Below are 14,940 nucleotides of genomic sequence, written 5' to 3'. Positions count from 1 at the left end.
CGCGGTAGGCCATTACCCACCTCTCCAACATGGCATGGGTCGTCAACCCGTGCCGCTTCGCGATCCCACGATACCCAATAGAGCTGTCGGCTAGATAGTCTTGGACAACCGCGAGCTTGAATTGCTCACTGTACTTGGTCATGAAAAACCCCCAAAAGTTGTGTCCAACTTTTGGGGGGCAGTTCACGCCTGGTGTGTCTTTTTTTTCGCCTGAGGCGGCTCAGCGTGCGGCGGTGCTCCGACGGCGCAGGCTTGCGCCGAGCAGGGCCAGGCCGGTGCCCATCAGCAGCCAGTCCGCAGGTTCCGGCACCGCCGCCGCTACCTCGCTCACCTGGGCGAAGGCGGCGTCCGCATAGGGCGTGCCGATGCCCTGCCCCGGCGTCAGTTCGAACTGCACGATGCCGTAGGGATCGCCCAGCACGCCGGCGGCGTCGTACAGGCCGATCGACAGCAGGCTGCTCTCCGCGCCGGTATCCAGGCTCTGGTCGTCGCTGAACAGGATGTCGAAGCCGAAGGCGCCGCCCAGGCTCAGGTCGAACTTCAGATAGCTGCCGAAATCCGGCAGGTTGGCCAGCACGATGCTGCCGTCCGGATTGAAGGTCACCTGCTCGGCCACGCTCGCCGCGCCGAACGCGCCGCTGAAGTTGCTCAGGGTCGCGCTCACTTGCGTGCTCGAGAAGGTGTGGAACATCAGGTCGAGGGCGCCGGCGCCCGTGCGGCCCGTGGTGTCGACATTGACGTGGTAGCTGATCGGGCCGGCCAGCGCCGCCAGCGAGCTGGTGGCAAGAAGCAGGGCCAGGGCTGCCTGGCGCAGGAAAGTCGTTGCGTTAAACATATTCTTATTCCTTAGAAGGTACCGGCGATGATGGCGGCGCTGTAGTTGAAGGCGACGCGTTTCGGGTTGTTGAACAGGACGTTGACCGTGACGGTGGCGCCCGGCGCGATCGAGCCGGCGCTGGCCGTGATGTAAGCGACGCCGTTGTGGCTGCCACTGGCGTTGGCCAGCGTCACGTCCGCCGGCAGGCCGCCGATCTTGACGTGGAACGGGCCGGTGATGGCCGCGCCGGTCTTGTTGGTGAACTGGAAGCTGCCGCCGTACTGGCCGGTGGCGCGGTTCAGGGCCAGGGCGGAGCGCACCACCGAGAAGCTGGCGCTGGCGTCGATCCAGGTCGGCGTCAGGTTCAGGCTCACCAGCACCGGGTCGTGGTCCGAGGCGCGGAAGGCATCGTTGGCGAACAGGTCCTGGGTCTTCGGCGTGTTGCCGTTGCCGGTGTCGAAGTTGTAGTCGATGGTTTCCGGCTCGTCCGCGTTGTTGTGCCACTCGGCTGCGCCGGCCACCTGCGCGCTCAGCGAAGGCGTGGTGAGGGCGTGGTCGAGGTAGCCGCTTTCGCCGTCGAACACATAGGAATACACCAGGCCCTGAGGGCGCACGAAGCGTTCCAGTTCGTTGACCAGGCCGGCGTCCGTCAGGGCGGCGATCGGATCCTCGAAGCCGTGCGCGTTCATGTCGCCGATCACCAGCACGTCGTCGTCGCCTGCGGTCGACTTGACCAGCGGGATGAAGTATTCCGCCAGGCGCTTGGCCTGCAGCACGCGGGTGGCGTTGAAGCAGCCCTGGCCGTCGCCGCGGTCGGTGTCCACGCCACTGCCCGACGGGCAGCCGGCCTTGGCCTTGAGGTGGTTGACGATCACCGAGAACTTCGCGCCGTTGGCGGCCTTGAAGGTCTGGGCCATCGGCGGACGGTTGTTGACGCGGTCGCCGTCCGACAACGCCGCGCCCACGAGCGTCAGCGCGGCCGGCTTGTAGATCATGGCGACGCGGATCGCGTCGGTGCCGGTCGATGCCGGTTTCGGCACCACCGCATACACCGGGCTGCCCAGGACGGCGTTGATGCTGTCGACCAGGTACTGGACGGCGGCGTCGCCGTTGTTCTGGATCTCCATCAAGCCCACCACGTCGGCGTTCAACGCGACCAGCGACTTGACGATCTTGTCGCGCTGGCGCACGAACTCCTGCAGGTTGTCGGCGCCGCGGCAGTTGCCGGCGCTCGGGGCGCCGCTGCCGATGGTGCAGCCGAGCGTCGTCTTGCCCTCGACGTCGGTCAGGTCGGTGAAGGTGGTGAAGAAGTTCAGCACGTTGGCGCTAGCGACCTTGACGCCGGCCGGCAGGCTCGGCACGCCCAGGCGCGGGTTGGTGCGCGAGAACTCCGGCGCCACGGTCGGCTGCAGCTTGAAGCCGGCGCCGCCGGCGCCCAGCGCACCGAAGTCGAGCACGCCTTCCAGGCCGGTGACGGTGTCCCCGGCGCGCACGGTGCCGTCCACGCCGATGTAAGGGATCACGGGTGGTGCAGTGAAGATGCCGTCGTCGAGCGTGATCACATTGGCCGCATTGGCCGCCGCCATCGCGATCGCGTCAAGCGTGCCCGGACGGTAGCGGTTGGTCGGTACTTCCAGGCGGCCGTTGGAGAGGGTCAGCTCGCCGCGGGTGCCAAGGTATTTGTTCTGGTTGACGGTCAAGGGGTTGGTGATGCGCACCAGCATGCCTTCATAGCGCTCGAGGTCGCCGCCCGGGAAGCTGATGTTGGTGGCATGCACGGCCTGGCCGGCGCCCAGCACCGTCGACACGCTCTCGGTCAGCTCGGTGTAGGAGTTGCTGCCCGAAGGCAGGTATTCGGTCACGAGGCCGGTCACGCGCACGCGCTCGCCTGCCACACCGTCGGTCGCGCCGTACACGAAGATCGCGTCGGAGGTCGCGGGATCGTTGTCGCCATCCGGGTCCTGCACGAAGTAGCCGCTGCCGACCTTGGCGGTGATGACGCCCTCGGTGGTCTGCGCCATGCCCTGGAACGGGCTGGCTGCGCCCGGGCCCTGGATCGCGGGAATGCTCTGGTTGCCGGCCGAGCGCACGGTGACCGTGCAGGCCAGGCTCTTGCCGGCGTCGTTGGTGAAGCTCACCACCACCGCGTGGTTGCCGGCCGCGGTGGACGAATCGACCACCAGCTTGACGCCGGCGGCGGCGTCACGGTCCGGCGAGGCGCTGAATTCTTCCAGGCGGATGCCGGCGACCAGGCTGGAGGTGATGGCGGCGCTGGTGACGCGGTTGTCCTTGTCGCTGGCGTTCAGGATGGCAGCCGCGAGTTCGCCGTGCGGACGCACCAGGCTTGCCGGGCAGCTGGTGACGATTGGCGCGTCATTCGCGCCGCCGCACACGTTCAGCGGGGTGCCGCTGGTGCGCGGGGCCACCGCCAGCACCTCGAAGTCGTCCCCGTTGACGTCGGTGTCCGTGCAGCCGTTGCCGCGGCGCTGGGCCGACGTCTGGTTGCCGATGTTGCCGGTCGGGCTGCCGCCCTCGGCATTCGAACCGTTGCCATAGCCGACCAGGTCGACCAGGGCGCCGCCGCTCGGGGTGCTGCCGGTCAGCGGCGTGGTATTGCTCACCAGGGCCACTTTGCCGGAGGATCCACCCATTGGGATTGTGGTCGCCGGGATCAGGTCGGCCGGCGTATCCACCACGCCGGGCGCCCCGCCCGCGCCTGCCGCTTCACGGATCAGGTAATACTGGCCCGGGGCCAGGATGGTGTTGGCCGGGATGGCGGTCCTATTGCTCCAGGAATTGCCGGTGCTGCTGGCGTATTGCACGCTCCAGCCGCCGATGTCGATGCTGGTGTTGCCGCGATTGAACAGCTCGATGAAGTCGTGTTTATAGGTCGCGCCGGTGGCGCCGCTGCCGTTGCCGCCGGCGCCGTAGACCTGGCTGATGACGACATTGGGCGAGGCGGCCAGCACCGGTGACGCCAGGCCGGCGAGCAAGGCGGCCAGCACGGTCAGGCGGCCCGGTGAATGGATGGAAGCGGCAAGCTTGTTCATGGTTTCCTGGAAGATAAGCCGAACGAATGTTATTAGGAAAAACGTTAGCAGAATGCAATTTACCATTAGCAAAAAGCATAGTAAATGGAGAAATTTACATCCGTGTGACAGTATTTCTCATTAGCATTTCCACAAGGAAACTCATGCGTGGCGCGTATGCGTTCGCAAACAGCTCTGCCATAGGAGAGAGCGAGCGGATTAGCGTCCGCGGTAGGGCGCGGCCAGGGGTTCGCCAATGAAGAGACCTTGTGACGGCCACGCAACACTCTTCCAGTAGGCTTCGATGGCGCTATTGCCGCTCAGGTAATGGCGCAGCAGGACGGAGGGGTTCGGGAATTTCTGCCAATGGTTGCAGGGTTCACTGACGGTGCCGTAGCTGGCGGTGGCGCCCGCCTCCAGCCAGCGCAGGCTGCTCATCTGGCTGCCGCCGAGCAGGTCGCCGCCGAGCGAGGTCAGGTGGTCGGCCAGCGCTCCGGGCACGAAACCAAGCGTCTCCAGCTTGGCGACCTGGGCCATGCCGGTCTGGTAGACCAGGATGTCCTGGACGTTTTCCAGCACGTCGGCCTGCATCACCTTGGTGGTGACGCGGCGACCGGGAATGCGCCCCGGGCGCGGGAAGAAACCGGCGCGGGTGTTGCGCGCCTTTTCCGAGGTGGCCAGGTAATAGGCGGTAGCGGGCACGGTGCGAAACCCGGCCGACACGCCGCGGTCGATCAGCGCTTTCGCCTTCTCCACCGACTCGGTCGGCAGCAGCATCGAGATGCGCATGCCGTGCTCGCTGAAGGGACGCGCGGACTTGCTGTTGAAGTAGGCGCTGGGCTGGCCGGCCGCGCAGGTCTTGGCGCACTGGCCGCCGTCGAAGCCCAGGGTGTAGGCCCCGGTGATCGAATTGCAGTCGACCGCATAGGGCGCGGTCCAGACCATCAGCACCCCCTGCACGCCCGGCTTGAGCTGGCTGTCGATGTCTTCCTTCAGCAGGCGGAACTGGGCCGGGCTGAGGCTGCGCGGCTTGCCCGGGATGCGCACGTGCACCACGTTAGCCGCGGGAATAGCCCGGCGCTTGCGATAGTACTCGCCGACGGCGACGCTGGACGGGTCTTCGTCATTGATGACGATGGCCAGTTCGGCCGGCTTGAGCGGTGCGGCGGCGGCCGGAGCGTGGATGGCGCAGATGGCGCCGAGGAGGGAGAACAGGACTACGCGCAGGCTGGCTGACAGGGTCGGTCGCATGGATCGGTCGCAGGATGAACGGATGGCGGAGCCGGGCTCCGCCGCCATCATGCCACAGCTTGCCGTTTTGTCAGCTGACGGCTGCCTGCCGGGCCGGGTTCAGTGCCTACGCTTGAGCGCCGGTTTGGCGCGGCGCCGCCATGCGGTCCAGCCCAGCAGGCCAATGCCGCCGATGTACATCGCCGTCGTACCCGGTTCCGGCACCAGCGAGATCGAGTAGACCTCGAGCGCGTCGACCCGGAACAGCTGGCCGCCGGTGCTGCCGTCGATGATGCTGGTGCCCTCGGACAGGCCGTCGCCATAGCTCACCTGCCAGGACAAGGCGGCGTTCAGGCGATCGTTGACGAACAGGTCGGGACCGGCGCCGAAGGTCGGACCGTGGTTGGGTTCGTTGAAGGTCTGGCGCAGGCCGCGGTTGGGCAGGATGTCGTTCGACAGCACCTGGCGCCATAGCTGGGCGTCGGTGTAGTTGAAGATGAAGGCGGTGCGCTGCCAGTCGCGCGGCGTCTGGTGCCAGCCGTCGGTGGACGACCAGCTCTGCGGATTGTAGCCGCCCACGACCCAGCTCTGGCCGAAGTCATTGGTCACCTGCAGCAGGGTGAAGGTCATGCCGGCGCCGTCGGCGGCCTCATGGAAATCGCGCGAGTTGTGGCCAAGCTGGCGCGTGTAGATGTTGCGCAGGTCCAGCGGGCCGGCGCCGAGCCAGCGTTCGAGCTGGCCATACAGGGTCAGGTCCAGCAGGGGTGTGCCGTTCTGGGCGTGCGCGGCTGGTGCGGCCAGCGCGCTCAGCATGACACCCAGGGTGGACGCCGCAACGATCGATTTCATGATGCCCCCTCGTTCGGTTCAGTTGGGGGCATTGTATGCCCGCGTTACCACGGGGGTCCGCACGGTTCCGCTGCGCAAGCAGCGTCAGCCGTGCGGTGAGCGTCGCAGTGCGCCGTGTCAGGCGCGCTGGTAGATATCCTCGAAGCGGACGATGTCGTCCTCGCCGAGGTAGCTGCCGGACTGCACTTCGATGAGGTCGAGCGGCAGTTTGCCCGGGTTTTCCAGGCGGTGGGTGACGCCGATTGGGATGTAGGTCGACTCGTTTTCCGACAGCAGGCAGACCTTGTCGCCGCAGGTCACGCGTGCGGTGCCCGACACCACGACCCAGTGTTCGGCGCGGTGGTGGTGCATCTGCAGCGAGAGCTTTTCGCCCGGCTTGACCGTGATGCGCTTGACCTGGAAGCGGTCGCCCGCATCGATGCCCTCGTAGTGGCCCCAGGGGCGGTACACGCGGGTGTGGTGCAGGTGCTCGGTACGCGCCTTGCTCTTGAGGTGGTCGACCACCTGCTTAACGCGCTGCACTTGATCCTTGTGGGTGACCAGCACCGCGTCCTGGGTCTCGACCACGACCAGGTTGTCGACGCCGACCACGGCCACGATGCGCGATTCGGCGCGCACCAGCGAGTTCGTGACATTGTCCAGGTAAACGTCGCCGCGCTGGGCATTGCCCTTGGCGTCCTTGGGCTGCACTTCCCACAGGGCCGACCAGGAGCCGACGTCGTTCCAGCCGATGTCGGCCGGGACCACGGCGGCATCAACCGTCTTTTCCATCACCGCGTAGTCGATCGAGTCGGACGGGCTGTCCGAGAAGGCCTTTTCTTCCAGGCGGCAGAAGTCGAGGTCGCGGTAGCCCGTGCTGACCGCCTTGTCGGCGGCAAGCGCGATGGCCGGCGCGTGCTCTTCCAGTTCCTTCAAGAAGCGCTCGGCATGGAACATGAACATGCCGCTATTCCAGTAGTAGCCGCCTTCGTCGAGGAAGCCCTGGGCCGTGGCGGCGTCCGGCTTCTCGACGAAGCGCGCCACCTTGTAGCAGTCGCCGCAGTTGGCCACCGCGTCGCCGCGGCGGATATAGCCGTAGCCGGTTTCCGGCGTCTTGGGCACGATGCCGAAGGTGGCCAGGGCGCCCTGCCCCACCAGGGTCACGGCGCGTTCGACCGCGTCGCGGAAGGCGGCGCCGTTTTCGATCACGTGGTCGGCCGGCAGCACCAGCATGATGGCTTCCGGGTCGATCGCCTTCAGGTAGTGGGCCGCCGCCGCCACCGCCGGAGCGGTGTTGCGGCCGACCGGCTCGAGCAGGATGCCGAGCGGGGTGATGCCGATCTCGCGCAGCTGTTCGGCCACCATGAAGCGGTGGTCGTTGCCGCAGACGACCAGCGGCGCCATCACTCCCGGCCAGCCGGCCACCCGCAGCGCAGTTTCCTGCAGCATGGTCCTGTCGGCTACCAGCGGCAGCAGCTGCTTGGGCAGCACGGCGCGCGAGAGCGGCCACAGGCGGGTGCCGGCGCCGCCGGAGAGGATGACTGGGTAAATTTTCATGCGCTTGCTTTCTCTTTGATTTTCTGTATGGCGTTCTGGGCCGTACCCTCGATGTCCTTGCGAACCGAACGGCGGCGGTCACGCGCGTTCAGCCATTCTTGCGACGAGTACTCCGAAGCGTGCTTCATCTCGCCCTTGCGGTCGACACTGTAATCCTTGAAAACGATCATTTCATGCAATGTTACATCATGCAACACCCGTGTGTATTCGAACAACACGCTGCGCACGATCTCGGCGCCTTCGCAGATGTGGCTGCCGTGGCCGATCCAGGTCGGGCCGACGATGCGCGCACCCGCTTCGATCTTGACGTTGGAGCCGATGTAGACCGGACCTTCAATGGTGGTGCCTTCCCAGTCGATGCTGGTGTTCAGGCCGGTCCAGACGCCCGGCTCGATCTGGATGCCCGGCACGTCCATGTGGTTGACCTCGCCGGTGAGGACCGTCTGCAGCACTTCCCAGTAGTCGCTCATGGTGCCGATGTCGAGCCAGTTGAACGGGCGGCCCTGGGCGTAGAACGGCAGGCCGCGCTCTGCCAGAAGGGGGAAGAGTTCGGAACCGATGTCGAACGGCACCCCACTTGGAATCAGGTCGATGACTTCCGGCTCGAAGATGTAGATGCCGGTCGAGATGAAGTTGGACTTGGCTTCGGCTTCGCTTGGCTTTTCCTGGAACTCGGTGATGCGCCCTTCCGCGTCGGTGACCACCACGCCATACGACGAGACCTTGTCCCACGGGACTTCCTTGGTGATGACGGTGGCCATCGCGCCCTTGCGGCGGTGCTCGAGCAGCGCCGCCTTGAGGTCGAGGTCGATCAGGGCGTCGCCGCACAACACGATGGTGGTGTCGTCGAAGAAGCCGCCGAATTCCTGGATCTTCTTCATGCCGCCGGCTGAGCCAATCGGTTCGGGGACGACTTCGCCGTCATCCTTGATGTAGCCCTCGAAGGAGTAGCCGATCTGGACACCGAACTGCTCGCCCTCGCCGAAGTACTCCTCGATCTTCTCGTGGAGCCAGCTGACGTTGACCATGATTTCGGTCACGCCGTGCTTCTTGAGGTGTTCGACCAGATAGGCCATCACGGGTTTGCCCAGCAGGGGGATCATGGGTTTAGGCAGGTCATAGGTCAGTGGGCGTACACGGGTGCCCTTGCCTGCAGCTAGGATCATGGCTTTCATCGGACCGTCCTTTACATTAGATTATTTGGCAGTGGTTTGGTAGCGCCACACGTCGGCGCACATTTGAGCGACGTCACGCTCGGCGGTCCAGCCCAGTTCGGAACTAGCCTTGGCCGGGTCGGCGTAGCACTTGGCCACGTCGCCGGGGCGGCGGTCGACGATCTGGAAGGCGATCTTGCGGCCACTGGCCTGCTCGAAAGCGCGCACCATCTCGAGAACGCTGTTGCCGCGGCCGGTACCGAGGTTGTAGGTGACGATGCCCGGCCCCTTGGCCAGGCGGTCGAGGGTCTTCACGTGGCCGATCGCGAGGTCGACCACGTGGATGTAATCGCGCAGGCCGGTGCCGTCCGGCGTCGGGTAGTCGCCGCCGAACACGGACAGCTTGTCGCGCTGGCCGTTGGCGACCTGGGCGATGTAGGGAACCAGGTTGTTCGGGATGCCGTTCGGCTCTTCGCCGATCAGGCCGCTTTCGTGGGCGCCGACCGGGTTGAAGTAGCGCAGCAGCGCGATGCGCCACTCCGGCTCGGCCTTGGCCAGGTCGCGCAGGATGTCTTCGATCATCAGCTTGCTGCGGCCGTAGGGATTGGTGGCCGACAGCGGGAAGTCTTCGCGGATCGGCACCGAGGCCGGGTCGCCGTAGACCGTCGCCGAGGACGAGAACACGATGGTCTTGACGCCGAACTTGGCCATCGTCTCGAACAGGATGACGCTGCCGTTGACGTTGTTGTCGTAGTAGCGCAGCGGCTGCGCCACCGATTCGCCGACCGCCTTCAGGCCGGCGAAGTGGATCACGGCGTCGACCTTGTGCGCGCCGAAGACACGCTCCATGGCCGCGCGGTCGCGGATGTCGGCCTCTTCGAAGACAAAGGTCTTGTCGGTGATGCGCTGCACCCGCTCCTGCACCGAGGAGACCGCGTTGGACAGGTTGTCCACCACGACCACCTCATGGCCGGCGTTCTGCAGTTCGACGACGGTATGCGAGCCGATGTAGCCCATGCCGCCGGTAACCAGGATCTTCATGTCGTTTCGCTCTCTGTGATATGTAAATTATATTAAATATGCAACTTTCAGTCGCACGGCATATCACCGCCACGCTCGCAGCCATGCGTTCACCCGGCGCCGGTCGCTGGGCGAAGGCGCGGGGGGCCGCAAGGGCCAGGGGGCGGCGTCTCGTGTTCTTGTGTGTCCTGCTGGTGGGCGGCTTCTGCGGCCGCCCTATCCCTGTTTTACCTGCCTGCCTTTCAGGGCTTCCTTGAACAGCAGGCCGATGAAGGCCATGTCTTCAATGAAGTAGCGCCGGAACATGCGGCGCGGCTCCTGCAGGAAGCGGTAAAACCATTCGAGCCCGGATTTCTGCATCCACAGCGGGGCCCGCTTCACCTTGCCGATGGCGACATCGAAAGTGCCGCCGACGCCCATCGCGAAGGGAATCCGCATGTGGGCCTGGTACTTGCCGAGGAACTGCTCCTTCTTGGGCGAGCTGATCGCCACGAACAGCAGGTCGGCATTGCTGGCCCGGATCTGCTCGGCCACGGCCTGCTCTTCATCCTCGCCCTTCCAGTAGCCGTTGCGGTAGCCCGCCAGTACCAGGCGTGGATACTTGCGGGTGTAGGTCTCGGCCACCTTGCTGACGACTTCCTCGCGTGCGCCGAGCAGGAACACGCGCCAGCCCTTCTCGCCGGCGCGCCGCATCAGCGCTTCGAACAGGTCGACGCCGGCGACCCGTTCCTTGAGCGGCTTGCCGAGCAGGCGCGAGGCCCACACCACCGGCATGCCGTCGACGTTGATGAGCGCGCAGTCGTTGATGATTCTGCGCAGCTCGGCGTCACGGCTGGCTTTCACCAGCTTGTCCACGTTGACCACCACGTGCTGATGGGGCAAGCCGGACTGGATGAATCCTTCGACCTTGCCCAGTGTTTCTTCCATGGTCAGGTTATCCACCTGACAGCCCATCAACGTGATCCGGTCATCCATGTGATTCCTTTAATCGGTTAGGCGGCGAGGCCTTCCGGCTCTGCCGCTCCCGCGATCTCCCTGGCGAGGATCGCGACGATGCGTTCGGCCGCCTTGCCGTCCCACAGCTGCGGGCGGCGGCCCTGCTTGCCTTCGCCACGCAAGACCTTCCTGGCTTCGCGCACGATGGCTTCGGGATCGGTGCCGGCCAGGACATTGGAGCCCTCTTCGACCGTCACCGGACGTTCGGTGTTTTCGCGGATCGTGACGCAAGGCACGCCCAGCGCCGTGGTTTCTTCCTGCAGGCCGCCGCTGTCGGTCAGCACCACGGCTGCGTCCTTCCACAGGTTGAGGAAGGCCATATAGGCCTGCGGGCCGGCCAGCGTGACGTTGGGGCCGAGGTCGATGCCGAATTTCTCGATGTTGGCGCGGGTGCGCGGATGCACCGGGAAGATCAGCGGCAGTTCCTGGGCGATTTCCTTCAGCGCGCCGGCGATGCGGGCAAAGGTGGCCGGCTCGTCGACGTTGCTCGGGCGGTGCAGCGTGACCACGCCATAGCGGCCGCCATTGGCCTGGCTTTGCGACTTGAAGCCGCTGGTCTCAAACGCGGAGGTATCGGCGCGCGACAGCTTGTCGGCCTGGTACAGCACGTTGTCCACCATCACGTGGCCGACGTAGTGCACGGCGGAATCCGGCTTGCCTTCGCGGCGCAGGTGCTCGACGGCAGCCGGCTCGGTGGCGAAGAACCAGTCCGAGATGCTGTCGGTGACGAGGCGGTTGATTTCCTCGGGCATGCTGATATCGCCGCTGCGCAGGCCGGCCTCGACGTGGGCCACCGGAATGACCAGTTTCTTGGCCACGATCGAGCAGGCCAGGGTCGAGTTGACGTCGCCGACCACCAGCACGGCGGCCGGGCGCTCGGCCATGCACAGCTCCTCGAAGGCCACCATGATCTTGGCGGTCTGCTGGGCGTGGCTGCCGCCGCCGGCGGCCATGAACACGTCCGGCTGCGGAATGCCGAGTTCCTCGAAGAACACGTCGTTCATCTCGCGGTCATAGTGCTGTCCGGTGTGGATGATCTTGAACGTCAACACATCCTGGGCCTGAAGGGCGCGCACGATGGGCGCGATCTTCATGAAATTCGGACGGGCGCCGGCAACGAGGTAAATCAGCATTTTGGACATTTCCCTTTTTTTAACTAGTTTTATTGTTGAATTTGGTAAATTTTTTGCTAATGCAGGAACGTTATTGTAAACCTGCATTCGACTGGAACGGCGGACGATACGGTCGTGATCCGCAGCACTTCGCACGGCCGCTTCGATTCATAGGTGCGCGAGCACCAGCCGAGCGGCGGGTTTTCCGCGCCGCGTACCAGTTCCAGCTGCAAATCGGCCCCGCTGGCCTGCATTTGCAGCACGAAGCGCTTGCCGCGCACGGACAACCCGTGGCTGGTCAGGCGCACGTCAAGTTCCGGCGCGAAGTGCCAGAACAGTTCGACCTTGTGCTGCTTGCGCGCCGACACTTCGTCGCGCACGGTCAGCGTGTTGCTGGCGCCGTCGAAGCGCACGCTGCGCATGTGGCGCACCGGGTCCGACAGGCGGGTGTAGCCGTCGTGCGAGCCGCGGAAATCGAAGTCGTTCGGGCTGCTGGGCATGCGCTCGATGCGCGCCTCGGCCTTGCGCAGCCACATGAAGCGGCCGCCGCTGGTGGACTGGTCGAGGCCGTCGATGCGCACGGTGTTGTGGGCCGAGGTGCCGCGGAAGTAGTCGCGCCACTTCTGGTCCTGCCAGTAGGAATAGGTGCCGGGGTCGATCAGGCATTCCTCGCCCGCCACCGAGAGATTCAATGCCAGCGCGTCGGCATGGCCATGGGCGGCGATGCCGAGATAGCCGAGCGGGCCGCAGTCGAGCATGCCCTTGATCTCGCTGTGCTCGCCGAAGTGGTTCCCGAACAGGAAGTAGCCGCCATCCGGGAAGGCCCAGCCGGTATCGACCTCGTGCGGATCGCAGTCGGGACGCGCGCCCGGCAGCGCATGCAGCAGCCAGCGCACGCCCGGATGATTGTCGGCAGCGGCTCCGAACACAGTGTCGCCCAGCGCCAGCAACTGGGCGGCGCGATCGAGGCCGCCGGCGTCGAGGCGGAACACGCTGCCGTCGTCGGCGTCGCCCACCGCCGGCACGTTGCCGCCGACGTCGCGCACCGAGCGCAGGAAGCGCAGCGCGCGCTGCAGCGACGCCCAGTAGTGGCGCGGGAAAGGCTGGCCGCAGGCCTGGCCCATCAGGCCGGCGACGAACAGGAATTCACTGGAAAAGATGTGGTAGGCAAAGGCCTGCTCGCGGTTGACGCCGTCGCGCGAGTACTGGGCCACGGCTTCGTGCTCGAGCTCGCGGCGCGCCTGCTCCATCCAGTCGGCGGACTCCTTCCAGCACGGCCAGGTGCTGGCGCCCACGTACAGGCCGGACAGTTCGCCGATCAGGTGGTTGTTGGCCGAGGAATGGCGCGACAGGTGGCGCGCGATGGTGCGGCAATGGGCGTGGATGCTGTCGAGCCAGTCGGCGCGCAGCTTCTGGCCGGATTCGCCGGCGAACAGCGCGCTGTTCTCGCCGCCCACCAGTTGCCACACGAGGCTCCAGTTGATCAGGCGGATGCCCAGTTCGAGCGAGCTGGTCCAGTTGGGGCCGGTCAGCGGCGGGCACTGGTCGAGCCAGCTGCGCAGCTGCTGTTCCAGCGCATGCAGCCAGCGCACCTCGCCGCTCAGGGTCCAGGCCTGGGCCAGGCGCACCAGGTGCAGGTGGCGGTTCAGCTCCCACACGTGCTTGATGTCGCCGACCAGTTCGCGATTCGTGATGGCGATGTCGCCGGCGTAGATGGACGGGCCGGTGACGCCGGTCTCGGGATCGCGGTTCCAGGCGGTGGGCACGCCGACGTCGAAGCGGCGTTCGGCGAACAGCACCACGTGGCCGGCGCAGATGCGGTCGGCATCGAGCAGCAAGGCGTCGATTTCGGCCTGGTCGAGCGCAGGCGCACCCTGCACCGCCAGCGTGCGGGCACGCGGCAGTGGCGCGGGCGCCGTGCGGCCGGCCATGCGTCGACCCATCCTGGTGGCGGCCGCCTGGCGCATCCGGTAGCCCACTTCGGCCACCGACATGCATCTGAGCCGGTTCACCAGCCAACCTATCCTTACTGTTGCGTTCATCTCTTCCCCCCGCTTTGCGAAGTTGCCGCGATGCTGTCGCGCAGTTGCCGATACACCGCTGAAATTTGTCCGATCACGACGCCGGACTCGAATTCTTGCTCGATCGTGGCGCGCGCACGCGCGCCGAGTCGGCGACGCTCTTCGTCGTCACCGAGTAATTTGCTCAGGGCCTGCGCTAGTTGTTCGACCTTTCCCGGTTCGATCATCAGCCCATTGTCACCGTCACGCAGCGCATCGGGAATGCCGCCGACTCCCGTGCTGACCACCGCCTTGCCGGCCGCCATGGCTTCCAGCAGCGCCATCGGCAGGCCTTCCGCATGCGAGGGCAGGCAGAAGATCGACGCGCGCGCCAGCTCGTCGGCCTTGCGCTGGGCCGTGACCCAGCCCAGTTCCTCTATCCGGTCCAGCACGCCGGCGTCACGCGCCCGGCGCTTCACCTCAATCAGTTCGCCCTGCCCGCCGATCGCGAGGCGCATCTGCGGGAAACGGTCCTTCAGCAGGGCCAGCGCGTCCACCAGTTCATAGATGCCCTTGCGCGGCTCGACCTGGCCCAGGAACAGGATGCGGCCCGGCTCGGAACGGTCCGCCGCAAGCGGCGGCAGCGGCACCGAGTTCGGGATCACCACCACCCTGGCCTGCGGCGCGAAGCCGTGCAGGAAGTCGGCCCAGCGCGTGGACAGGGCGATGACGACCGAACTCTGTTCCAGGGTATGGCGGATCCAGCGCCGCATCAGGGGGCTGGAACGCTCGATGAAACTGTCGAAGCAGGCGCCGTGCAGGTGGAACACGGTCCTGGCGCCGCTAGCGCGAGCCAGCGCCAGGAGCACCGATTTGCGCACGAAGCTGCCGTTCGAGGCCGCGTGCGCATGGACGACTTCCGGGCGGCGCAGCAGGCAGGCGACGGTGCGCGCCAGGCCCTTGAGGGCGGCGCCGGCCTTGGCCAGGCGCGTGCCTTCGGCGTGGGTCGGGATGTAGCACACCCCTTCGCGCTCGAACAGGCCGTTCTGGCGCAGCAGCGAGACCACGGTGGCCACACCGCCGCGTCCGCCAGGCTCGGTCCCCAGCATGAGCACCCGTGGCGACGCGTGCGTCGCCGCTGGCGCTGCTGGTGCCGATGCCCGGTTCATGCCATGTGCCTTTCCTTCATCTGCCTGC

Annotated in this window: 11 protein-coding genes; all 11 read right to left on the bottom strand. The window is 66.0% G+C overall.

What is annotated here, in order from left to right:
- Positions 1–220 precede the first annotated feature (220 nt).
- Complete coding sequence (locus tag LK539_RS08945; RefSeq protein WP_227800549.1) at positions 221–835, bottom strand: NF038129 family PEP-CTERM protein; 615 nt, start codon at positions 833–835, stop codon at positions 221–223.
- A gap of 11 nt (positions 836–846) precedes the next feature.
- The gene (locus LK539_RS08940; protein WP_227800548.1) at positions 847–3,867 is read right to left on the bottom strand and encodes an ExeM/NucH family extracellular endonuclease; all 3,021 of its coding nucleotides are present in this window, start codon (positions 3,865–3,867) and stop codon (positions 847–849) included.
- A 198-nt stretch (positions 3,868–4,065) separates the two neighbouring features.
- Entirely contained in the window at positions 4,066–5,097 is a 1,032-nt protein-coding gene (locus LK539_RS08935; RefSeq protein WP_227800547.1) for a TIGR03790 family protein, read from the bottom strand.
- A gap of 99 nt (positions 5,098–5,196) precedes the next feature.
- Positions 5,197–5,925 carry a PEP_CTERM-anchored TLD domain-containing protein gene (locus LK539_RS08930; RefSeq protein ID WP_227800546.1) on the bottom strand — a complete coding sequence of 243 codons (729 nt, stop codon included), beginning with the start codon at positions 5,923–5,925 and terminating at the stop codon, positions 5,197–5,199.
- Positions 5,926–6,042: 117 nt separating this feature from the next.
- On the bottom strand, positions 6,043–7,461 hold the full coding sequence (locus tag LK539_RS08925; protein WP_227800545.1) for a mannose-1-phosphate guanylyltransferase/mannose-6-phosphate isomerase: 1,419 nt from the start codon (positions 7,459–7,461) through the stop codon (positions 6,043–6,045).
- Positions 7,458–8,636, bottom strand: a complete 1,179-nt coding sequence (locus LK539_RS08920) for a sugar phosphate nucleotidyltransferase (protein ID WP_227800544.1) — start codon at positions 8,634–8,636, stop codon at positions 7,458–7,460. Before LK539_RS08920 ends, LK539_RS08925 begins: the two co-directional genes overlap by 4 nt.
- A 21-nt stretch (positions 8,637–8,657) precedes the next feature.
- Positions 8,658–9,656 carry a UDP-glucose 4-epimerase GalE gene (gene galE / locus LK539_RS08915; protein ID WP_227800543.1) on the bottom strand — a complete coding sequence of 333 codons (999 nt, stop codon included), beginning with the start codon at positions 9,654–9,656 and terminating at the stop codon, positions 8,658–8,660.
- 195 nt (positions 9,657–9,851) lie between these two features.
- Entirely contained in the window at positions 9,852–10,562 is a 711-nt protein-coding gene (locus LK539_RS08910) for a WecB/TagA/CpsF family glycosyltransferase (protein WP_227800542.1), read from the bottom strand.
- A gap of 65 nt (positions 10,563–10,627) precedes the next feature.
- Complete coding sequence (gene wecB / locus LK539_RS08905; RefSeq protein ID WP_227800541.1) at positions 10,628–11,764, bottom strand: non-hydrolyzing UDP-N-acetylglucosamine 2-epimerase; 1,137 nt, start codon at positions 11,762–11,764, stop codon at positions 10,628–10,630.
- Positions 11,765–11,820: 56 nt separating this feature from the next.
- Positions 11,821–13,755, bottom strand: a complete 1,935-nt coding sequence (locus tag LK539_RS08900) for a heparinase II/III family protein (protein WP_227800540.1) — start codon at positions 13,753–13,755, stop codon at positions 11,821–11,823.
- Positions 13,756–13,781: 26 nt separating this feature from the next.
- The gene (locus LK539_RS08895) at positions 13,782–14,912 is read right to left on the bottom strand and encodes a glycosyltransferase family 4 protein (RefSeq protein ID WP_227800539.1); all 1,131 of its coding nucleotides are present in this window, start codon (positions 14,910–14,912) and stop codon (positions 13,782–13,784) included.
- Positions 14,913–14,940 lie beyond the last annotated feature (28 nt).

This window comes from Massilia sp. IC2-476 (assembly GCF_020707295.1).
In the GTDB taxonomy this organism is placed as follows: domain Bacteria; phylum Pseudomonadota; class Gammaproteobacteria; order Burkholderiales; family Burkholderiaceae_D; genus Telluria.
The sequence above is the reverse complement of the archived record's forward strand: the minus strand, read 5'-3'. Positions and strand labels throughout refer to the sequence as shown.

Coding starts and splice junctions, on each gene's coding strand:
- LK539_RS08920 (WP_227800544.1), bottom strand. CDS start 8,636: ATGAAAGCCATGATCCTAGCTGCAGGCAAGGGCACCCGTGTACGCCCA.
- LK539_RS08910 (WP_227800542.1), bottom strand. CDS start 10,562: ATGGAAGAAACACTGGGCAAGGTCGAAGGATTCATCCAGTCCGGCTTG.
- LK539_RS08925 (WP_227800545.1), bottom strand. CDS start 7,461: ATGAAAATTTACCCAGTCATCCTCTCCGGCGGCGCCGGCACCCGCCTG.
- LK539_RS08930 (WP_227800546.1), bottom strand. CDS start 5,925: ATGAAATCGATCGTTGCGGCGTCCACCCTGGGTGTCATGCTGAGCGCG.
- wecB (WP_227800541.1), bottom strand. CDS start 11,764: ATGCTGATTTACCTCGTTGCCGGCGCCCGTCCGAATTTCATGAAGATC.
- LK539_RS08895 (WP_227800539.1), bottom strand. CDS start 14,912: ATGAACCGGGCATCGGCACCAGCAGCGCCAGCGGCGACGCACGCGTCG.
- LK539_RS08935 (WP_227800547.1), bottom strand. CDS start 5,097: ATGCGACCGACCCTGTCAGCCAGCCTGCGCGTAGTCCTGTTCTCCCTC.
- LK539_RS08945 (WP_227800549.1), bottom strand. CDS start 835: ATGTTTAACGCAACGACTTTCCTGCGCCAGGCAGCCCTGGCCCTGCTT.
- galE (WP_227800543.1), bottom strand. CDS start 9,656: ATGAAGATCCTGGTTACCGGCGGCATGGGCTACATCGGCTCGCATACC.
- LK539_RS08940 (WP_227800548.1), bottom strand. CDS start 3,867: ATGAACAAGCTTGCCGCTTCCATCCATTCACCGGGCCGCCTGACCGTG.